This is a genomic window from Oceanobacillus oncorhynchi (genome assembly GCF_000821065.1).
Taxonomy (GTDB): domain Bacteria; phylum Bacillota; class Bacilli; order Bacillales; family Amphibacillaceae; genus Oceanobacillus; species Oceanobacillus oncorhynchi.
The window spans coordinates 3,079,893-3,101,807 of record NZ_CDGG01000001.1 but is presented as its reverse complement, the minus strand read 5'-3'; the positions used below and the strand labels follow the sequence as shown (position 1 = coordinate 3,101,807).

The following is a 21,915-nucleotide window of genomic DNA, read 5'->3' as shown; positions in this document are numbered from 1 at the left end:
ATGTATATGCAGAAACCAAAACAGTTTGTACAAGTTTTCTATGCAATTTTTTGTTATATTAGTAACTGGGTAAAATATTACAGAAAACCAAATTGTTCATTTTACCTTTTAAATGAACTTGTAAAAGCGTGTCATAACCTTTACAAGTTGGGAAGAATGAGGAGGAAACGAAATAATGAAATTTACAAATTCTGAGAAGCTGCATCAAGAAGCTTTACAACATATTGTCGGCGGGGTGAATTCTCCTTCCCGCTCTTATAAAGCTGTAGGCGGGGGCTCTCCTGTCTATATGAAAAGAGGACAAGGTGCTTATTTCTGGGATGTGGATGATAATAAGTATATTGATTATTTAGCTGCATATGGACCGATAATAACTGGCCACGCTCACCCGCATATCGCAAAAGCGATTGCTGAAGCAGCCACAACTGGTGTTCTATACGGGACACCAACGGAGCTGGAAAACACATTTGCGAAAATGTTAAAAGAAGCAATGCCTTCATTAGAAAAGGTACGTTTTAATAATTCAGGCACAGAGGCTGTGATGACGACTATCCGTGTAGCCCGCGCCTATACAAACCGTACCAAAATCATTAAATTCGCAGGCTGCTACCACGGCCATTTCGATGCTGTATTGGTAGAGGCAGGATCTGGGCCTTCTACACTGGGCACGCCGGATTCAGCCGGAGTTCCTGCTTCCAGTGCTGCAGAGGTAATCACCGTTCCATTTAATGATTTAAATGCCTTTAAACAAGCCCTTCATCGCTGGGAAGGTGAAATTGCAGCTGTGCTGGTTGAGCCGATTGTAGGAAACTTCGGAATTGTCGAACCGTTCGAAGGCTTTTTACAAGAAGTAAATGAGCTTACCCATCGTGCCGGTGCGCTAGTTATTTATGACGAGGTAATTACTGCCTTCCGTTTCACCTATGGAAGTGCGCAGCAAATCTACAATATCGAGCCTGATTTAACAGCAATGGGTAAAATCATTGGCGGCGGTCTTCCAATTGGCGCTTATGGCGGACGCAAGGATATTATGGAGCAGGTTGCACCACTCGGGCCTGCCTATCAGGCCGGCACCATGTCCGGAAATCCCGCTTCAATGGCAGCGGGTATTGCATGCCTAGAGGTGTTACAAGAAGATGGGGTATATGAAGAATTAGAACGTCTTGGAAAACGGCTTGAAGAAGGTATCTTGGAAAAAGCAGAAGAATTTGGTATCCACATTACTATAAATCGCCTTTGCGGAGCTTTAACCGTATACTTTGGCGTTGATAAAGTAACCAATTACAGTGAAGCAGATGCTTCAGACGGAGAGGCCTTTGCAACCTTCTTCCAGCTTATGCTGAACGAAGGTATTAATTTAGCTCCTTCTAAGTACGAAGCATGGTTCTTAACAACAGAGCATACAGACTCTGATATTGAAAATACCATCGATGCTGCAGGTCGTGCATTTGCAAAAATGGCTGAGAAAAAATAATATAATGGCACGATAAAAAAAGCATTTCCCGGAGAAATCAACCTGATATGCTCCCTTTATAGTAGACAGAGAAATAATAAAAATTCTCTCCTACTAGGAAGGGAGTATTTTTAATGTCTAAAAGAATAACCAAACATACGCTAGAAGAACGTATGGAGATTGTACAAAAGGTGACGGAAGAAAAGAAACCGATTAGTAGAGGATATTGATCGATATATCCAATTTTATAATAAAGAACGTTACCAGGAGAAATTAAACAGCCTGACACCGTTGGAATATCGGGACCAGGCTGTTGCATAGAGTTTTTGTTTTTTTACTGTCTACTTGACGGGGCACAGTTCAACCTCTGGGAAATGCTTTTTTATCCTGTAAATGAATTTTATTCATCCAAATTTTGAATCTGATACAAATCATAATAATGACCGCGGAGCCGCATTAATTCCTCATGCGAACCTATTTCTACAATTTCCCCATTTTCCACAACAACAATGCGATTTGCGTGAGTAATGGTTGCTAGACGGTGGGCAACAATAAACGTTGTCCGGTCTGAAGCAAGCTTCTCCAGTGTTTCCTGAATAAGATGTTCACTTTCTAAATCAAGTGCTGATGTTGCTTCATCAAAAATTAACAGCGGCGGATTTTTCAAGAAAACACGCGCGATAGCTATCCGCTGCTTCTGGCCGCCAGATAACTTCACACCGCGTTCTCCCACCATGGTTTCATAGCCCTCGGGCATTTCATCAATAAAGTCATGCGCATTTGCTGCTTTAGCCGCCCGAATGACTTCCTCTCTCGTTGCCTCTGGATTCCCCATCCGGATATTCGTTTCAATTGATTCGGAGAACAGAATATTATCCTGAAGCACCATTCCAATATTGTCCCGCAGCGCCCGGGCCTGCATATCCCTTAAGTCCATTCCGTCGATTTCAATCGACCCGCTTGTGACATCGTAAAAGCGTGGAATCAAACTGATTAGTGTCGATTTTCCTCCCCCACTCATTCCGACAAAGGCTATGGTCTCTCCTTTTTGGACATGAAGGTCGATATCCTTAAGCACTGACACTTCTTCCTCATCATATCGGAAGGAGACATGGTTAAAGGATACTTTTCCTTTCAGTCTTCCCGGATCAACCGCACCCTTTTTGTCCGTAATATCATATGGCTCATTCATTAATTCAAATACACGGTCAATAGACGCAATGGATTGTACTAACGTCGTTGATGAGTTGATCAGTCTGCGTAATGGACTGTACACCCGCTCCATATACCCGACGAAGGCTACCATCGTTCCGAGTGAGGTGTTGCCCATAATAACCTGATAACCTGCAAAAGCAATGACGAGCAGCGGCGCCAAGTCAGTAATCGTATTGGTCACGGCAAAGGTTCTGGCGTTCCAATCCGTATGCTTTAAAGCCCGGTCCAGGAAATGACGGTTTCTTTTATCAAACTGCTCATCTTCATAATCTTCCAGCGCAAAGCTTCTTGTCACCGGCACCCCTTGGATACGCTCATGCAAGTGGCCTTGTACTTCTGCCAGAGCTTGTGACCTTTCTCTTGTCAGACGGCGTAAGCGCCCGAAAAAGTATTTGACAGAAATCCCGAACAGCGGGAATAAAATAATCGATACAAAGGTGAGCGGCACATCCATGGTAAACATAATAATGATAGCAATTAAAATGGTTGTGACATCCAGCCAAATATTCATTAACCCGGTCATCACAAAATTTTTCGTCTGCTCCACATCATGAATTACCCTTGAGATGATTTCACCTGTTTTGGTCTTCGAATAGAATTTCAGGCTTAGCTTTTGAAGATGATCGAATAATTTTCCTCTGATATCAAAAAGAATTTTATTCCCGACCCACTGCGCTAAGTATTGACGAATATACTCAACCGGCGGGCGGACAATTAAAAATACGACAAAAGAAATACCCATAATCCAGAATAAACGGGTTATTCTCTCGGATTGGGTCATGTTTTCTACCGTAACAATATCATCGATAACGTATTTCAAAATCAAAGGCATTAACAGCGGAATACCAAATTTAACAACACCGATGAGTAATGTCCAAATAATCTTCCATGTGTATGGTTTTACAAATTTCATATACTGTTTGATGCTGCTCATTTATCAACTTCCTCTACTTGAAAAGGTATTTCGTTTTAATATCCCTCTAAATAAAAAAAGGATATCCTCGTTATGTCATCCGTAACAAGGATACCCTTTTACTCAGTCGAATTGCAATCAAACCGCTCAAACATCGCTAAAAATATTTGTTTTCTTTTCAAATTTAATGATACGTTAAGTACATTTCATACCAATCATCGACAAACCCCGGAGAAAAAGGACCCTTTCCCTGGCGAATCCAATGAATTAATACTTCTAATTGCTGATAAAGAATATGATGAATTTCTTCTGGGTATTTCATCAAAACTTTATTTTCTTCATATTCATCTTCATCAAGAAGATTAAATGTCATATCAGGAAATACCTTCACATCTAAATCGTAGTCAATGTATTTTAGCGATTCCGCACCCTCATCGTAAACAAATGGGGAGCTGAGATTACAGTAATAATGAATTCCATCATCCCTAAGCATACCAATAATATTAAACCAATGCTTCGCATCAAAATAACAAATGGCCGGCTCTCTCGTCATCCAGGAATGACCATCGCTTTCAATGACTTTTGTCCGATCATTCGCTCCGATTATAATACTTTCCGTCCCTTTTAATACGACACTATTTTTCCAGATTCTATGAAGTTGTCCATTATGTTTATAACTTTGTATCATCATTTTGGAACCAGCGTTTGGAGAAACCATCCAAAATCTCCCTCTCCATTTTCATACAGTGATTTATGAATTATCTTATATTATAAGCCTTCAGCCATAAAAGTTAAAGGATAAGTCCTTTTTATTTCCATAATGGTTTCTTCATTGATATGTAGAATCATTAAAAGGGTTTCCGTAATTGGAAACCCTTTTGGGTAAAACAGATGTTATTGCTTGTTTTGTTGAGATTGTTGGTTTTGCTTTTTCACTTCTTGTGCATCTGTTTCTTGAGCAAACTCAGTACCATATTGTCCTTGAGCTGCTTGTTGGTTTTGCTTTCTTACTTCAGCTGCGTTTGTTTTTGCAGGATTTTGTTGGTTTTGTTGATTTTGTTTTTTAGCCATCAATATCACCTCCGCAATAATTAATTTGTCCAGAAGCGCATTTCTTTATCCAAACTTTTTTAAAGAAATATTTTTAGCGTGTTGAAAACCCCGGTAAATAAAGCATTAAGGCGTTTTTTTGATGACAAAAATTTTTATCAGGATTTATATTTCCTCGTTGCATTCAATAAAATTTCATTTTCCTTCTAAAAAAGGTATCATTTTTTGATGTGGAACAGGAAAAGGAAATTCTTTCAGCTCTTCTAAAGAAACAAATTTTAAGCGGTCATCCTTTACTGTTTCCTGATTTGTGATTGCTTTACGTACGTCTACATTCCAAATGATATGTGAAAAAACATGCTTGATGGATGTACACGATGCTTTGATATCCACATCTAACCCATAATTCTCTTCCAGCCATGGCTGCCAGTCCTTTTTTACAATATCATCGGCAGGAATCATTGGAAATTGCCATAATCCTGCCAATAGTCCAGAATCCGGTCTTTTTTCAATAATATATTTCCCTTCCTGATTTTGGATCAGCAATGCAATATATTTTTTCTTTTGCTGCTTCTTCGCTTTCTTTTTCACTGGCAGCTTTTCCTGGATTCCATCAACGTATGCTTGACAATGCTCCATCACTGGGCAGAACATGCACATAGGCTGCTTCGGTGTACATATTGTCGCACCTAAATCCATAATAGCCTGATTAAAGGAGGAGGGATCTTCCTTTGAAATCATTTCCGCTACGTAGTATTCAAACAACTTTTTGGTGGAGCTTAAAGCAATATCTTCTTCAATGTGTAATACACGGGAGAAAACACGCATTACATTACCATCTACTGCCGGAATCGGCTGATTATAAGCAATAGAAAGAATCGCCCCTTTCGTATAAGGGCCAACTCCTTTTAAGTCACCGAGCTGCTTCGGGTCATCCGGGATTTTTCCATCATATGTTTCCACAACCTCGCGTACTGCTGTTTGTAAATTTCTTGCGCGGGAATAATAACCTAAGCCTTCCCATTGTTTTAAAACATCCTGCTGTTCGGCTTCAGCCAGTTCATATACCGTTGGATATTTCTCCATAAACCGATTAAAATAAGGGATGACCGTATCTACTTTTGTTTGCTGAAGCATAATTTCTGAGACCCAGACGCGATAAGCATCATTATTTTCGCGCCAAGGTAGATCACGTTTATTTTCTTCGTACCATCTAAGTAAATCTTCTTGAAAAGCGGAAATATTTATTTGTTCTAATCTTTTATCGTTCATGTTTTCACGTCCTATGTGTTAAAATAATATTGGAGTGCTTTGATGGAAGCAACTTAAGGAGGATATGTAACTATGGATACTGGTACGCATATTGTTATGGGTGTTGCACTTGGCGGTTTAGCAACATTAGACCCAAATGTGCAAAGTAATCCTACTCTATTTCATGCCGTATTGGTTGGAACAGTCGTCGGATCACACGCTCCTGATTTTGATACAATTTTTAAATTAAAAAGTAATGCAACGTATATAAGACAGCACCGCGGAGCGTCTCATTCACTCCCTGCTATTCTTATGTGGAGCCTGCTTGTATCTGGAGTAATTTATTTATTTGTTCCAGAAGTGAGCTATTTGACTCTCTGGCTATGGACTTTGTTAGCTGTGTCCATCCATGTATTTGTCGATTTATTTAATGCGTATGGTACACAGGCATTTCGGCCATTTACCAAAAAATGGATTGCTAAAGGGTTTATTAATACATTTGATCCTTACATTTTTTTCTTGAATGTAGCTGGTATCGTTGCATGGGCATTAGGTGCCAATCCCGGATACACTTGGCTGATTATTTATACAGTCATTGTATTATATTACATCAAACGCTATATGGACAAAAGGGAAATCGTCCAGAAAATCAAAGAATATTTTCCTGATACAGAGATTGTCGCTACGTCCCCTACGCTTAAACAAAATTATTGGCGCGTTGCTATTACGACAAGCGACCGTTATTATGTAGGCAGCGTTGAGAATCGGCACATTGAGATTGTTGATGAATTTTATCGAGTTCCTTTACCCGATACAGATGTCATCAAAGCTGCGATAAAAGATAAAAATATCTCTTCATTTTTAAATTTTTCACCGGTGTACCGCTGGGAAATAAATACGGATGAAGAGGATATTATAGAAGTCCGTTTTATTGATTTACGCTATCGCAGCAAAGGGTATTATCCATTTGTAGCTGTGGTAAAGCTGGATAAGAGCCTGGAAGTAATTACTTCCTATACAGGCTGGATTTTCTCAGAACAGAAGCTTCAAAGTAAATTGATACCAAGCGACTCAAGTCCTTAAAGCTTATACAGGAAGTGAATACGGTAACCCCGCAAATGGTTCAGGCGTTTGAAACAGCGGTACCTTATTTCAATAACTAAAAGGAACAACTCAGGTGAAACGGATTTCGCCTGAGTTGTTTTTATTCAGCTCACTTTTTTTCCTAATAAGGAGATTGGCAAGGCTTCAATATTTTCACTTTCTTCATTTAATAAATCAATACGATAACCCCATGCAAATACCCCATTAATATAGGATATTCTGAATTTATAGCCTGTTTCCATTTTAAGCTGATAAATTTTCTCTTTTTCAAAATCATCCGGACTCATTGTATATGCAAGCGCTACTTGCATTTTTCTTTCACATATTTGCATCTCTGAAATATTCCCGAGCTGCTCTGCTTTTTGAGCCTGCTCTTTTAGTTTCCCAATTTCTTGGTGCAGCTGTTCTATGGAATAATCACTATATCGAAATTTCATTCTTCTCCCCCTTACTGTCGATTCCTATTGTACCAAATATAACAGAAAAGTAACCTACATTTATTCCTGATTTTCCATGTATTTCTCAACAAATTGCTGAATCATATCGAAATGGAAGCCTTTTCTATATAAACCTTCCATTACTTTTTGCTTGAGCTGGAAGCCTTCATATTTTTTTACATGTTTTTGATACAGCTTTTCTCCTTGAAATTTCAAGGCCTCCCACTCATGATTTGTATCCTCTTCCTGATCCATAGTCTGAATAGCTTCAAAAACAAGCTGCTGATTAAATCCTTTTTGAAGAATCGTATTTTTTGCTTGGTTTATCTGTTTTTGAAAAGAATCCTTCGAGCTTTGCTTTATTTTTTTTCCCAGCAGCTTTTGAACTTTTTCTTTCTGCAGGGCTGACGTATATTGCTCTAAAGCATTTACTGCAATTTGTCCGCTAATCCCCTTTTCAAACAGCTCCTGTTCAATGACTTTTGGACCTTTTGAACTTGTATTCATACGCGAGCGCACAAACATTTCAGCAAATTGCTGATCATCAAGCAGTTTTTCTTTCTTCAATCGTTGCATAATAACAGCAATTTGTTCCTCTTCCACTTCTTTTTTCTGTAAATACGTAATCACTTCTTTTTCCGAACGTATTCGATAGCTTAAAAAGTGAATAGTAAGGGTATATACTTTATGGAGATTATCTTGTTCCTTCAGTGTTTCGATGAGTTCATTATCTAATTCCATTCCTTTCTCCAGACGAAATTGAATGAGAATATCCTCACCGACACTAAATCCATATTCATCACCAGCTGATGTGTTTAAAAATATATTGTAGCGATGCTTCTGTTTTTTTTGCGTTGTAATTCGGGTAATTTTCCGCAACTTCATTCACCTCTCTTTTTATCATAGCAAAAAATGAAGCAAGCAGATAACATGAAATATATACTTTAAAATATCATCTAAAGGAGGGTTCAATATTATGAACATACTAATAACCGGAGGTACAGGGTTTTTTGGCAGTAAATTAGCTGCACACCTCACTGGCCTTAATCATAAATTATACATTCTGACCCGTTCTCCTGAGAAAAAATCAAATACATCGCACTTGACTTTTAAGGGATATGATACGACCGCAGATGAACTTCCGAGAATAGATGCTGTCATTAATCTTGCAGGAGAATCATTGTTTGGATACTGGACGAAAAAAAAGAAGGAAACTATCCTTACCAGCCGCCTTCGTGTCACCAAGTATCTTGTCCAATTAATGAAAGCCATGAAGGAAAAACCAGATGTATTTATTAGCGGCTCCGCAGTAGGATTCTACGGGATGTCTGAAGATTTTATCTACACTGAGGCAACAACGCAGCCTGGTACTGATTTTCTTGCATCTGTAACAAGGCAATGGGAGAATGAAGCGAGTGAAGCCGAAGAATTGGGAATTCGAACAATCTACGCCCGGTTTGGCATACTGCTTGGCAAGGACAGTGGTGCATTTCCGCTTATGTCATTGCCGGTAAAATTATATACAGGCGGACACATCAGTGATGGCGAGCAATGGCTTTCCTGGATCCATGTTCAAGATGCCGTAAACTTAATCACCTTTGGCTTAGAACATCATACCCTAAAAGGGCCGGTCAATATTACTGCTCCTACTCCTAAACGTAATAAAGATTTTATGAAAAAAGCAGCACAGGTATACAAACGGCCGAATTGGCTTCATTTGCCGGCTGTATTCTTCTATCTTACTTTGGGAGAAATGGCGCAGCTCCTGGTAAAAGGACAGTACGCGTATCCAGAAAAGGCGCTCGAACACGGATTCACGTATGATTTCCCCTCCCTCGATCAGGCTTTATTAGATTTGAAAAATAATTAAATCATGTAAATGCTTTTTCACTTAAAAGAGCAAAGAAAAAAATGCTGGTTTTGTATAGGAGCATGCCGTGTTATTTTCCTGCATGCTCCTTGTTATTTTCCGTTTTATGAGGCACTTTGCAATCCTCTTATTTTGATGCCTCTTGCTGAATCAGCTCTAATTGCTCTGAGGTTAAACCTGTCACCTGTAAAATGGCCGTTCGGCTTATCCCCTGCTCTAACATTTTGAGTGCCGTCTGTTTTGCAGATTCCTTTAGTGCGGACTCTGCTTCAAGCCTTTTTCGTTCCGCTTCATTTCTTTTGATTTCCGCCTCTTCTTTCTGTTTCTCTGCTTTTTCTTTTTGTTTTTTTGTTTTATCTTTCTTCGCCTTTATTTCTTCATTCTCTGCTTTCAGCTCTTCTTTCTCCATTTTCATTTCTTCTCTTTGCTCTTTCATTTCTTCCATTTCCTGCTCTAACAACTCTCTATCCTGCTTCTTAGATTGCTCATCTAAAATTTGCTTCAAACGGATTTCATATTCCCGCCGTTCTTCTTCTGTACGGCTTAAATCTTCCCAGACCCGCATCGCAACATTTAACGTTTTATCGACCATCGCAATCTCCTCCAGTTCTTGATAGATATCATTATATAAAGTGAAACTTTGTTCAGTGGGGTTCTTTACACCCCACTGAACATTTAGTTGAACCAATCGGGCCGTTACTGGCTGTTAGATCTTCCACTTAAAATTTTCATGACTTTTCTATTTTTAATGCCGATTTCGATATTTTGAAAGTAAAGCTGCTGAATCGGGCTTCTTCCTGATTTGGCTAAAATGGCATTGAGAAAGACGACAGTGATATCCTTATTCTTTTCGTTTCCAAATAGTTGTTTAAAAGCATAGTCTACTTTTAAATCCATTAATTGAATATCCGGTATTCGATGCAGTGCTTTGTTAGTCCGCTCTTTTCTTCTTTGATATTTGTTGTATGACCTGGATTCTTCCTGTACATGCAGAGAGGGTGTTTCTGATGAGGAGTATACTTTTCGGAGACATATTTGGGGCATAAAAAACACATCCTTTTATTTTGATAAGGTGAGTTTCTGAGATGTCTATCTAAACAAATCATACAGAACAAATGTTCCTCAATCAAGTTGTTTTTTATGCTATTTTCTTATCTTTGTGCGGTAACCATTCTCTCCTGCTTCTTTCTCTCTCCTTCTAGTTTCGAATCAGCAGCTGCTGTGCTGGTCCAAAATATACTTACAAAAATTTCATGCTTTATTATTAAAAAAACACTTGCATTTTACCAAAAAAATCATACAATAAAATTATCAAAAATGAATTTGAAAAGAGCTGATGAACAGCCTATTCGGCTGTATTGATAGAAGATCAATTAAATAGGGAAGGCAAATGGTGCGCCACCGGGGTTTCCTGGTTCTAGCGGGTTCGATTCCCGCCCCGAATTTTTGTTTCCAAGCTACTTTAAAAATAAAAATTCGAGGGCGGGTGACTCACTAGCTGCGGCTTTTTTGCTAATGAATGTACCCGCCTGGAAAAAGGAGGGTATTTTTATGCTTAAAATACGTGATTTAATGGAAGTGCCAGCTTTATATGAATTGATGACAGCCCCCGAGGTATACCCATTTGTCAGGCAAAAAGCTGCAACCGTGGATGAATTTTACTTTTCAACCAAGCAGACAATAGAAGCGGAAGACCGTGGAGAATTAATTTCCAGAACGATTTTAGATGAATATCAGCAGCCAATTGGTACGATTAATCTTTTTGATATAGAGGATAATTATGGATTTTTAGCTACTTGGATCGGTAAGCCGTATTTTGGTAAAGGCTATAATCGCCAAGCAAAAGATGCCTTCTTTCATGAACTTTTTACTACTAAAGGCATTGATGGTATCTTTATGAAAGTGCAAAAAAGTAACAAACGTTCCTTAAAAGCTGTTTTAAAGCTTCCTTACGTTACTTTTGCAAATGAGTTATACGACTCTATGTATAAACGCATTAACGCACATTCTAATGAAGCAATATATGATTTATTTGTGATTACAAAAAAGCATTACTTGTCCTATCAGCAATTTCACTCAGAAGCTGCTGTCAACTCTGATGAGGAAGTATCCTAAATAAAATAGCCTTAAGAAATAACAGCTTCTGATGATTTCTTAAGGCTATTCGTTTGGGATTTCCATCGAAATTCTTTAATCTTCCCCAATTTTCTTATCCTGTTTTTTCGGCAGCCTTCCCGCTCGTTTAGCAGATTCTCTCAGCAAAAATTCAACGTGGCTATTGACACTGCGAAACTCATCCTTTGCCCAGCGCTGCAATATGTCATAAAGCTCCGGATCGATACGTAATGGAAAGTTTTTTTTCTTCGCCATAGTAACCCCTGCTTATTGGTAAAGCGATCCTGTATTGATTACCGGCTGTGTTCCTTGATCGGAGACAATGGCAACAAGCAGGTTATTAATCATCGCCACTCTGCGTTCATCATCTAAATCCACTACATTATCTGCTTCCAAGCGGGAAATAGCATCCTGAGCCATTCCGACAGCACCCTGAACAATTTGCTCCCGGGCTGAGATAATTGCACTTGCCTGCTGACGCTGCAGCATCGCCTGAGCGATTTCTGTAGAATATGCTAAGTGTGTTAACCTCGCTTCAATCACTTCTACTCCGGCAACCTGCAGACGATCTTGAAGCTCTGTTGTTAATTGGTTTGATACTTCATCTGCATTTCCACGTAAGGTTAATTCTTCATTGGTGAAAGAATCATATGGATACGTTGTTGCCACAGCGCGAATAGCTGTTTCACTTTGAATCTCCACAAAATCTTCATATTGATCTACGTCAAAAACGGCTTTGGCTGCATCTACCACTTTGAAAACAACCACTGCAGCAATTTCAATTGGATTTCCGTTTACATCATTTACTTTCAATCGATTACTGTTAAAGTTACGAACTCTCAAGGAGATTGTTCTGCGCACAGAAAATGGCACAGTTATCAAAATTCCTTCACGCCGTACCGTTCCCATATACTTACCTAAGAAAATAACGACAATCGATTGATTAGGCTGCACGATGGTTATCCCGCTAATTAGAATACCTGCAATTAAAACAAGCACAACCCCTAAAACAACATACGATTGAACAATACTGAATACCCCTAATGCAAGTAAAACAACAATCAGACCGATTCCAATTGCGCCATTAATGCTCCAAGCTTTACGTTCCTGCATGAAATCCGCTCCTTCATATCTTTATTATACTATAATGATATCATTTTTGTATTAAATTGTAAAAGATATGATGTTTACACTGCCTGTTCCTCCACAAATTTTTGGATTGGATTCATTCTCGGATTTACAATTAACGTCTCCCCATCCGTTTCAACTGTAATACTGTCTAAAGCAGCAGTAGAATAAATCAGCGCATTAATTTCGTATAGATGTTCAATCACCCGAGGAACAGGATGACCGTAGTTATTATCTTTGCTGTAGGTTAAAATAGCAATTTCAGGGTCTACCGCTTCTAAAAAAGACATACCCGTACTTGTATTCGAACCGTGATGCCCGATTTTAATCAATTCCGCGTCGACATCATGTTTTTTTTGTATTTCTTTTTCTTCTTTTTTACCGACATCGCCCATAAAAAGCATATCTGTTTCTTCATAATTAAGCTTTAAAACTAACGAGGATGCATTAGGAGAAGTCAAAGACTGCGCTGCATTCCAAATATCCAGTGAAATCATTGGATCAATCTCAATCGGAGTATCTTTTTCAGCAATCGTCAGCGGTATTTGTAAATCACGAATCCGGTTCATGTACGCTGCAAATGTTTTTGTCGGGTGAAGCTTGCCGATATCAAGCACACCGCCTACATCTATCTCATCCAGGACCTTTACTAAACCGCCAATATGATCGACATCTGGGTGGGTAGCAATCATTAAATCAATTTCATTAATCCGCCGTTCCTTAATATAGTTAACCAGAGCATCGCCAGCCTCCGGAGGTCCGCCATCAATTAAAATAGTCCGGTCTAAAGGCGTCTCGATTAAAATACTGTCTCCTTGACCAACATTAATAAAATGCACCTTCATTACAGGCATTTCCTGTTCTGCATGGGCGGTTGAAGGGATATGAAATTGTATTGTTATCAGTATTAGTAAGAGGATGAAAACGCTTTTTCGCATATTTTAAATACCTTCCCTTCTTTTTCATTAGTGTGAGCAAAAAGAAAGCTCGATATGACGACAGGTGATTGGTAATTGTTGAAAGGAATTTCTGCCATTGTTTTATGCAGGCGATATGTAAGTAAGATGTCACATTTAATTTTTTCTTTTTAAAACAGAAAAAGAGGTTATTACCTTTAATTGGCAATAACCTCTTTTTTAATTAAATCCGTTCTATCTAGTGAGAGGAGCGATTACGAACTCGGTATACAATCATTAGAATTGCACCGGCTGCCAGTAATCCTAAGCTGATAAGCAATAAGTTGAACATGGATGTTGCTGTACCTGGCAATGCTTCTCCATCATCACCTTTATCGGTCTCAGCACCTTCTCCAACTTTAGGGTCTCCCGATTGTTCAACGGAATCTCCATCTGTTTTGCCTTTTCCATCAGCGGTTGATTCACCAGAATCTGTTGCTTCTTCCCCTGATTCTTCTGGTTTTTCAGGATCTGTCGACTCTTCTCCCGGCTCTCCTGGAGTCTCAGGATCTGTCGACTCTTCTCCCGGCTCTCCTGGTGTTTCAGGGTCTGTCGGTTCTTCTCCCGGCTCTCCTGGAGTCTCAGGGTCTGTCGGCTCTTCTCCCGGCTCTCCTGGTGTTTCAGGATCTGTCGGCTCTTCTGATTCTGCTTTCACAAAACCAAAGTCTAATGTTGGATCATGTTCTCCGTCTTCTGTTAAATGTCGAGATATTGCAAACCATATAGATGAGTCAATTGAATTATCATTGCCCACTTCTTCCAAGGTTGGGACATATCCTTCCAAGGCTTCTGCGGATGCTTCACGATCAATTCGTACAATGTACGTTTTATCGATTGGCAGATTTTCAAAGATATAATATCCATTTTCATCTGTGGTTACTGGTCCTACTGGATTTCCGTAGACGTCTGTTACTGGATTTCCGTCTTTATCTTCAATCGTTAAGACGACTCCTGGGAGCGGAATATCCGTTTCGTCTTGCAGGCCGTCTTTGTTCACATCAATCCATACATAATCCCCTACACTTACTTTTGCCGGGCGATTAGTGATAGTGAATCCATCTGCCGCATTTCCTTCTACATTATCCGTTACATACCCGTTAACAGCTGCTTCTTCCACTGTATAGGTAATCTCTGCTCCAGCTGCAAATTTAGGCATATTTGTAAACTCAAATGTCCAACCCGTGTCCGCAGTGATTTCTGCTGAATCCACTTCTTCTCCATCTGCTAACAAACTAACAGTGATGGAATCTGGGCGTTGATCAACATAATCATTGTCATCCCAGATTTTCGTTCCTTCTAAATCAATCAACTCTGGCTCATGCGTATTCGTAATGACGTAGCCGTCCTCCGCATTTCCAGTTGTTTCTGCCTCATAACCGTCAACGGCTGCTTCTTCCACCGTATACTCGATTAATTCGCCGTTTTTAAATTTATCCAAGCCCGTAAAATCTGATTGCCAGTTATTTAATTCATTCAATTCGATGAAATCTATTTCTTCCCCATCAGCTAGTAAATTCACTGTAATGGATGCCGGACGAATGCCATCCTGGTTTTCCGCATCCTCCCATGCTTTAGAAACATGAACACTGGTTTGTGCCGGTTCATGATGGTTGGTTAACAGGATATTTCCATGGTCGGCATCATTGACAGAGACTTCATAGCCTTCTGGCACAGATACTTCTTCTACGGTGTAGTTAATTTCTTCACCGCCATTTTGGTATGCATCCAGTTCAGACCATGTATGCATCCAGTCATTTTCTGCAGACAGAATAACCGTATCGCCAACTTCATTTTCCCCTGCATATAATTGAACCTCAATCTGTTCAGGGCGAATGCCGTCTTGGTTATCATTGTCGTTCCATCCTTTTGAAACAGTAACCGATGTTTGTTCTGGCGTGTAAGCATTAGTGACAGTCACACTGCCGTCATCACCGGTTTCCAGTTCGGTTGAATACTCCGCAACGGAATCTTCCGTCACACGATATCCAATTTCTTCTCCATTACGATTTTTCGGCAAATCTTCAAACGTATGGGTCCAACCGTTTTCTTCATTCAATTCAGCTGTTCCAACAATTTCCGATGCATCATTGATGACATTTACAGTCACGCTGTCTGGGCGGACCCCATCCTGATTCTCTGCATCATCCCATACTTTGGTAACAGGAATTTCAACTGTATCTGGTGTACGGTTGTTTGTAATCAACACGTTTCCATTAACTTTTTCTACAGTTGGCTCCTCATAACCTTCTGGGACATTTGTTTCTTCTGCCGTATAGTTGATTTCCTGACCGCCGTCTTGGTAAACATCTAATTCTGTCCAAGTATGCGTCCAATCATTTTCTGATGATAAGCGAACAGGTTTGTTAACGGGTTCTCCATCAGCGAATAATTGAACGGTTACATGTTCTGGTCGGACGCCATCTTGGTTATTGCCGTCATCCCATCCTTTCGTAACAGTCAAGGATGTTTGTTCTGGCGTGTAGCTGTTGGTAATGACAAATCCATCTGCTTGTTTTACAGCAGTTGCCCCGTAGCCTTCGATGGCATCTTCTGTAATACGGTATTGGATTGCTTTCCCATTATCAAATTTCGGTAATCCTTCAAACACATGAGACCATTCGCCATTTTCATCTGCAGTTACTTCTGCTGTCTGGACAATTTCAGACTTTCCATTGATGACATGAAGCGTAATACTCTCTGGTCTGTTTCCATCTTGGTTATTGCCGTCATCCCATACTTTTGAAACTGGAATATCAATTAATTCCGGCTCATAGCTGTTGGTAATCGAAATTGCTCCGTGATTTTCGTCATTTATATCTGACTCATATCCTGCTGTAACATCGACTTCCTTCACTGTATAATCAATCGGTTCTCCGCCATCGCGATTCGCATCTAAACCAGACCATGTGTAGGACCAATTATCTGCTGCTGTAATGAGCACCTCATTTCCTAAGGCTTCTCCGTCTGCAAGCAATTGGACGCGAATGCTGTCTGGACGCTGACCGTCTTGATCATTTTTATCATTCCAGAATTTATTGACGGTAACAGAAGTCTGCTCTGGCGTATGTTCATTCGTTACAGTAAATGTTCCATTACCATTATTGGAAATAGAAGTGGAATAATCTTCTACTGTATCCTCTGCCACGCTGTACGCAATTTCTACGCCATCACGATATTTTGGTAAGTTCTCAAAAACATGTGACCAAATTCCATCGTCATCAGCTGTTATTTCTTCCGTTGCTACAACGTTAGAACGATCATCATAAAGATGAACCGTAATGCTTTCCGGTCGTGCTCCATCTTGGTTATTGGCATCTTCCCATGCTTTTTCTACTGTAATATCCGTCATTTCCGGCGAGTAACTGTTTGTGATGGTATAGCCATTTTCAGTACTTCCACTAACAGTACTTTCGTATCCAGCCGGCACATTTGATTCTGCAACAGTATAGTAAATCCGCTCTCCATTTTGGTATTCATCTAAACCGGCAAACGTAAATTCCCAATTATTAGTTTCATTCAAAATGATGAAGCGCTGTGTTGCTTCGCCATCTGCAAACAGACGTACTGTAATGCCGTCTGGGCGGGCGCCATCCTGGTTATTTGCATCTTCCCATACTTTTTCTACCGGGATATCTACCGTACCTGGTGTATAGCTGTTTGTGATAACAAATCCGTTTTCTGCATCTCCGGCAATATCACTCTCATACTGCTCTGGTACGTCTATTTCTACAACGGTATAAGTAATCTTATCTCCGCTATTATCCAGCTCCGGTAAATCTGTAAATGATCCTTGCCATTCATTTTCATTGCTTAGCGTGATATTTTCCGTATCAGTCTCCTCACCATTTGCAAATAATGCAACTTCAACGGATTCAGGACGATTGCCATCCTGGTTGTTCGCATCCTCCCAAGCTTTCTCCACTGGAATTTCAGTAGTTGGAGATACGAATTCATTTGTAATCGTTAATCCATCTTCGGAAACAGATTTTTCATAGTTTTCTGGGACAGTTACTTCATCGACCGTATAGTTATACTCATTACCCTCGATATCAGTTTTATCCAAGTCCGTCCATGTATATTCTGTTTCACCGTCTTCCAAGGTTACCGGATTTCCAACTGCTTCTCCATCTCTGGATAATTGCAGTTCAATGGATTCCGGGCGATGTTTTTCGCCGCCTTGCCATTCTTTCGTGCCTGTTACATTAATTTTTTCCTTGGTGTTTTCGAAATTAACCTCATGAACGATTTCATTTTCACCATATGGCTCATCTACATTAATTTCGATTTCTTTATCGGATAACACGTAGCCATTTGGTGATTCAATTTCTACCAAGATATAGGTCCCTAAGAATAAGTTTCCTACTTCTAAAATACCATTCTCAGTAGTAAATTCGCCCATTAATACTCTCTCTTCATTTACAACTCGATATAATTCAAAAGTTGCTCCTGAAGATTTGATTACTTCTTCAGTAGCTGAATCAACTTTAGAAAGTTGGATAGCTCCACGATCTATTCGGAATTCTCCACCAACCCATGAAAATTGTCTTGCTGAGATTTCGTTTGTTTCTCTCGTTACTGTCTCAATTTCTTTCCCCTTAAGGTCTACTGTATTATTAACAGTTTGCCCATTTTCGGCAATAACGATAGTGGTATAAGTGATTGTTAGAGCTTCCGTTAAATCTTCATCAAAAGAGATATTTAAAATTGTTTGGCCATCTTCAGTAGTTTCTGTTTCAAGCGTATAACCAATCTCTTCACCACTACTTGTAACAATAGTCAAGCTGTCTTCTACAAATGACAGACCAGCACTAATTGTATCTGTAAGTGTTGCATCACTTATTCTTGAAAGGCTTTCATTAGCAGTGATTTTCCATTCAAGTTCTTCACCAATATAAACTTCGCTTACATCAGGCAGAACTTCTTTATTCAACACGTTATCCCATCTGTCATAATGCACAGATGAAGAATAAGGATATTCTCCTTCTTCAGTTGTTACTTCCGCATGGTTTACATAATTTTCTTCTGAAATGTCTGGAACTCTTGTTTCAAACTGAATGACATATCTTTCAGTTACTTCACCATTAAAGTTAACAGTAAGTTCATTACCCTCAACTTCTACAGTATAATCATCATTAAGAGTTAATTCAGTATCAGTAATTGTTGTATTACCACCTGCATCTACTTCATAAACAGATACTGTGATACTGTCTTCAATGATTTCTCCGTCATAACCTAATGTATCAGTAACTGAAACATTTTCCCCAAGATTATGCTGATGATAGTTAAAGTACACTTGCCAAGCGATTCTTCTATCAGATGCATCGGACCAACTATCTGAATCAACAAGATTCCCTTCTTTAAAGCCACTATTCCAAGCATTTTCTATTACACGTTGGCTAGCATCGTCTTCTTCGTTAATTTCACGATTATTTTCCGTTGTTCCTTCAAAATGTGCGTGGTTTCTATAAAGACCAGCTTCATCTTCATTAGAATGAGGAATCAATGAATTTACGTCTTCATCCACAAATTGCTCGTCATAAGAAGTAGTATAGTTCACTACTAATTCTGCTTTTTCTATTTCCCGATTGAATACAATTGTAAAGCCATTTTGGTATCCACCCTCAATTGGAGCAAGTGTATAATCTTCTCCTGAAACAAGATTTTCATTACCAAGAGTAATTTCAACTGTCCCTGGCAATAAGATTAGCCCATCATTTGTGAAGGTATCAGTAATGGTAAAACCTTCATTGATGTCTTCTCTCGTAGGATCGACATTTAAACGCCAATTAATTGTTTTCTCATTATAGTTAATTCCATCAAAACTCTTTTGATACGTATTTGCATGTGGACGGATTGTAGCATCTCTATCTTCGCCACCTTCACCAACACCGTCACCTTCCATACCTACAGTGTTTGTAAATGCATCCGCATTATTGAAATTATCAATACTAGTCGTATATTCAATTGTAATTGTTTCCGTACCAACATCTGGCAAATCAATTGTTAATAAGCCATCTTCTTCATCATGAGTCGCTCCAGGGAATTCATTACCATTTTCACCTGTAATTGTAATGTTTGTTAATGTTAATCCCTCTGGCAATTGGTCTGTTACGGTAACATCGCCCAATAGATGTTTTGCTTTGTTTACAGTAACTTTCCAAGTAACTGTACGATTTTCATAATCAATGTTGCCCGCTTCTACTTTCTCAAGAATCGGGCCTCTATCGAACTGAACTGTTGCGTCATCATCGTTCAATTCTTCATCACCATCAAAAAGAATGGCTGTATTTGTGAACCCATTATTCTCTTGGTATTCACCCTCATTAACTTCTGACCAATTAATTTCAGTCAGGTAAGTGATTGTATATGTTTGATCTGGGCTTACTTGACCTAATTCGATTGGGAAGTCATCAGCTTCGATACCAGAATCTCCACCATTTAAAGAGATATTAATAGACCCTGGAACAATTTTTAAACCGTCTGGTAATTGATCCTCAACCCTGGCATCATCAATAGACATACCATTTTCATTAACGATAATGGTCCATTCAATCTGGTCACCCGATTCTGAATCAACTCGATTTCCTTCTTTCTGGATCGGATTACTTCTTTCACCTCCAGAAACGGTTGCTTGTGCTTCCAAGTCAATATTATCACTTACAAATGTCGCATCATTGGTGAACTGTGCTACATTAATATCTTCAATTGACGTTGTATAATTGACCTGATACCCGCTTCTTCCATCGATAGAATCGAATGTCATTTCAAACCCATCGCCAGTAAGAGTTGGGGCGTTAAAATCGTCAATTGGATTTCCTACGATTTCATTACCATCCACATCGATAGTGATTTCTCTAACTTCAAAATCACGTGCTTCGCCAAGACCGTTTGGAATAACATCGGCCAGCATTCCATTCTCTATTGCCTCGTCAGCACCATTCACAATATTAACTGTCCAATAAACTTCTTTTGCATTGACAGGGCTATCCGTACGACCGGATTTATCTAAATCTGTATTAACTTCTGTCGGTGTAACTTGAACAGTTAAATCTCTTTCACCATCGCCATCAAAATCAATCTCTTGCTCCCATTCCTCAGTGAATATTTCTCGGTCAAAATTTAATTGGAAACCTACGTATCCATTTTGAACACTTTGATCCTCAATGTTCTCATCGAATGTAAAAATCAATTCACCATCATTAATGGTAAATGTTCCTACTTGGGTACCTTCTACCATTATAGGTTGATCTGGCGTATTTACCCAATGTAGAAATACATCTGGCAATGGCATAGATGCTGTATCTCCAGCTTGAATGGTTTCATCTGTTTCCCAGCTATATTGAACCTCATAAGTTCCATCAAAATCAACTTCATGACCGTCTTCAACATTTTCACCATCTAGTCTAAACCACTCAAAGGTAAAGATATTCCCTAACTCAGCCTGAGGTCCAACCTCAGAGGCAGCAGAAGGCGCAATATTTTCTTCTTCAGCCGCTTCTTCCTCTACAGCTTCCTCGGTCCCTTCTTCTTCAGCCTCTTCTTCCTCTACAGCTTCTTCGGTTCCTTCTTCTTCAGCCGCTTCTTCCTCTACAGCTTCCTCGGTTCCTTCTTCTTCAGCCGCTTCTTCCTCTACAGCTTCCTCGGTCCCTTCTTCTTCAGCTGCTTCTTCCTCTACAGCTTCCTCGGTCCCTTCTTCTTCTTCAGCCGCTTCTTCCTCTACAGCTTCCTCGGTCCCTTCTTCTTCAGCCACTTCTTCCTCTACAGCTTCTCCGGTCCCTTCTTCCGTTGACCCCTCTTCTACAGCTTCCTCAGTGGTCTCTTCTCTTTCAACAACTTCTTCTTCCTCTTCTAAAGGCAATTGCAGCTTCAATGTACCCTCAGCTTCTGAATGCTCCAGTGCCGATTCATTAAACGTGACACGAATTATATCTTCTGTTGTTTCAAAGGAGGCAATTTCCACCTCTTCCCCTTCCGAAGATATTGTGCCCTCCTGTTCGATTAATGCTACAGGAGAATTAAAATCTACAGGCTGGTTTACATCTTCTAAATCATAGTCTGCAAGCGACCAGTCTATATGTAGAAGCCAACCATCATCTTCCTCGGAAAAAGATCCTTCAGAAATGCTTTCAAAATCAAAGAACGTATCATTTTTGTTTTCTTCTGCATACGCCATTTGTATAGGTGCAATACCTGTTACAACGGACTGCATAACAAGAAGAAAAATCATAAATATACTGGCTCTTTTTGCTCTTCTCTTCAATTATTCCAGTCCTCCTTTTTTATTTAGTTTTTAATCACTGCTGGAATACGGAAAACCGACACCTCCTAATATCTCTGTATCTTTAAAATGATTTCTATTCTGCTGAAAAGCATAAAAGAACGTGTTCTAATAGATGAATAGATGATTGCTATTCACAAAAACG

General features: G+C 39.5%; 16 protein-coding genes and 1 pseudogene. 5 read left to right on the top strand and 12 right to left on the bottom strand.

Going from position 1 to position 21,915, the window contains the following annotated elements; genetic code table 11:
• Positions 1–175: 175 nt before the first annotated feature.
• Both BN997_RS14775 and BN997_RS22675 read left to right on the top strand, forming a co-directional pair.
• The gene (locus BN997_RS14775) at positions 176–1,474 is read left to right on the top strand and encodes a glutamate-1-semialdehyde 2,1-aminomutase (RefSeq protein WP_042533443.1); all 1,299 of its coding nucleotides are present in this window, start codon (positions 176–178) and stop codon (positions 1,472–1,474) included.
• A gap of 195 nt (positions 1,475–1,669) precedes the next feature.
• Positions 1,670–1,774, top strand: a pseudogene (locus BN997_RS22675) (IS3 family transposase); the annotation flags it as partial.
• 79 nt (positions 1,775–1,853) lie between these two features.
• On the opposite strand, the gene BN997_RS14770 reads toward BN997_RS22675, so the two are convergent.
• The 4 genes from BN997_RS14770 to mutY all read right to left on the bottom strand — a co-directional run bounded on the left by BN997_RS14770 (position 1,854) and on the right by mutY (position 5,903).
• On the bottom strand, positions 1,854–3,602 hold the full coding sequence (locus BN997_RS14770; protein ID WP_042533441.1) for an ABC transporter ATP-binding protein: 1,749 nt from the start codon (positions 3,600–3,602) through the stop codon (positions 1,854–1,856).
• Between the two features lie 163 nt (positions 3,603–3,765).
• Positions 3,766–4,299, bottom strand: a complete 534-nt coding sequence (gene ntdP / locus BN997_RS14765; protein ID WP_042533439.1) for a nucleoside tri-diphosphate phosphatase — start codon at positions 4,297–4,299, stop codon at positions 3,766–3,768.
• A 176-nt stretch (positions 4,300–4,475) separates the two neighbouring features.
• A complete protein-coding gene (locus BN997_RS14760; RefSeq protein ID WP_040984584.1) occupies positions 4,476–4,652 on the bottom strand; it encodes a gamma-type small acid-soluble spore protein in 177 nt (58 codons plus the stop codon).
• Between the two features lie 174 nt (positions 4,653–4,826).
• Positions 4,827–5,903, bottom strand: a complete 1,077-nt coding sequence (gene mutY, locus BN997_RS14755) for an A/G-specific adenine glycosylase (protein WP_042533437.1) — start codon at positions 5,901–5,903, stop codon at positions 4,827–4,829.
• A gap of 72 nt (positions 5,904–5,975) precedes the next feature.
• Here mutY and BN997_RS14750 point away from each other — a divergent pair, with 72 nt between their 5' ends.
• Positions 5,976–6,965, top strand: a complete 990-nt coding sequence (locus BN997_RS14750) for a metal-dependent hydrolase (RefSeq protein WP_042533435.1) — start codon at positions 5,976–5,978, stop codon at positions 6,963–6,965.
• A gap of 125 nt (positions 6,966–7,090) precedes the next feature.
• Here BN997_RS14750 and BN997_RS14745 read toward each other — a convergent pair whose 3' ends face one another.
• Complete coding sequence (locus BN997_RS14745; RefSeq protein ID WP_042533433.1) at positions 7,091–7,423, bottom strand: YfhH family protein; 333 nt, start codon at positions 7,421–7,423, stop codon at positions 7,091–7,093.
• A 60-nt stretch (positions 7,424–7,483) separates the two neighbouring features.
• Complete coding sequence (recX, locus tag BN997_RS14740; RefSeq protein ID WP_042533431.1) at positions 7,484–8,302, bottom strand: recombination regulator RecX; 819 nt, start codon at positions 8,300–8,302, stop codon at positions 7,484–7,486.
• 97 nt (positions 8,303–8,399) lie between these two features.
• Here recX and BN997_RS14735 point away from each other — a divergent pair, with 97 nt between their 5' ends.
• Positions 8,400–9,293, top strand: coding sequence for a TIGR01777 family oxidoreductase (locus BN997_RS14735; protein WP_042533429.1), 894 nt, complete (start codon positions 8,400–8,402; stop codon positions 9,291–9,293).
• Between the two features lie 127 nt (positions 9,294–9,420).
• Here the strand turns inward: BN997_RS14735 and BN997_RS14730 are convergent, their stop codons facing one another.
• Positions 9,421–9,885, bottom strand: coding sequence for a hypothetical protein (locus BN997_RS14730; RefSeq protein WP_042533427.1), 465 nt, complete (start codon positions 9,883–9,885; stop codon positions 9,421–9,423).
• A 104-nt stretch (positions 9,886–9,989) separates the two neighbouring features.
• Positions 9,990–10,337: a PD-(D/E)XK nuclease family transposase gene (locus BN997_RS22265; protein WP_052485031.1), complete on the bottom strand. Its 348-nt coding sequence runs from the start codon at positions 10,335–10,337 to the stop codon at positions 9,990–9,992.
• A 507-nt stretch (positions 10,338–10,844) separates the two neighbouring features.
• Between BN997_RS22265 and BN997_RS14720 the strand changes: the two genes are divergently transcribed.
• The gene (locus BN997_RS14720) at positions 10,845–11,408 is read left to right on the top strand and encodes a GNAT family N-acetyltransferase (RefSeq protein WP_042533425.1); all 564 of its coding nucleotides are present in this window, start codon (positions 10,845–10,847) and stop codon (positions 11,406–11,408) included.
• A gap of 75 nt (positions 11,409–11,483) precedes the next feature.
• On the opposite strand, the gene BN997_RS14715 is transcribed toward BN997_RS14720, so the two are convergent.
• The 4 genes from BN997_RS14715 to BN997_RS22980 all read right to left on the bottom strand — a co-directional run bounded on the left by BN997_RS14715 (position 11,484) and on the right by BN997_RS22980 (position 21,752).
• The gene (locus tag BN997_RS14715) at positions 11,484–11,663 is read right to left on the bottom strand and encodes a type II toxin-antitoxin system antitoxin (protein ID WP_042533423.1); all 180 of its coding nucleotides are present in this window, start codon (positions 11,661–11,663) and stop codon (positions 11,484–11,486) included.
• A 12-nt stretch (positions 11,664–11,675) separates the two neighbouring features.
• Positions 11,676–12,521, bottom strand: a complete 846-nt coding sequence (locus BN997_RS14710) for an SPFH domain-containing protein (protein WP_042533421.1) — start codon at positions 12,519–12,521, stop codon at positions 11,676–11,678.
• 74 nt (positions 12,522–12,595) lie between these two features.
• A complete protein-coding gene (locus BN997_RS14705) occupies positions 12,596–13,381 on the bottom strand; it encodes a ComEC/Rec2 family competence protein (protein ID WP_244882386.1) in 786 nt (261 codons plus the stop codon).
• 310 nt (positions 13,382–13,691) lie between these two features.
• Positions 13,692–21,752: a Cna B-type domain-containing protein gene (locus BN997_RS22980; RefSeq protein WP_052485030.1), complete on the bottom strand. Its 8,061-nt coding sequence runs from the start codon at positions 21,750–21,752 to the stop codon at positions 13,692–13,694.
• Between the last annotated feature and the right edge of the window lie 163 nt (positions 21,753–21,915).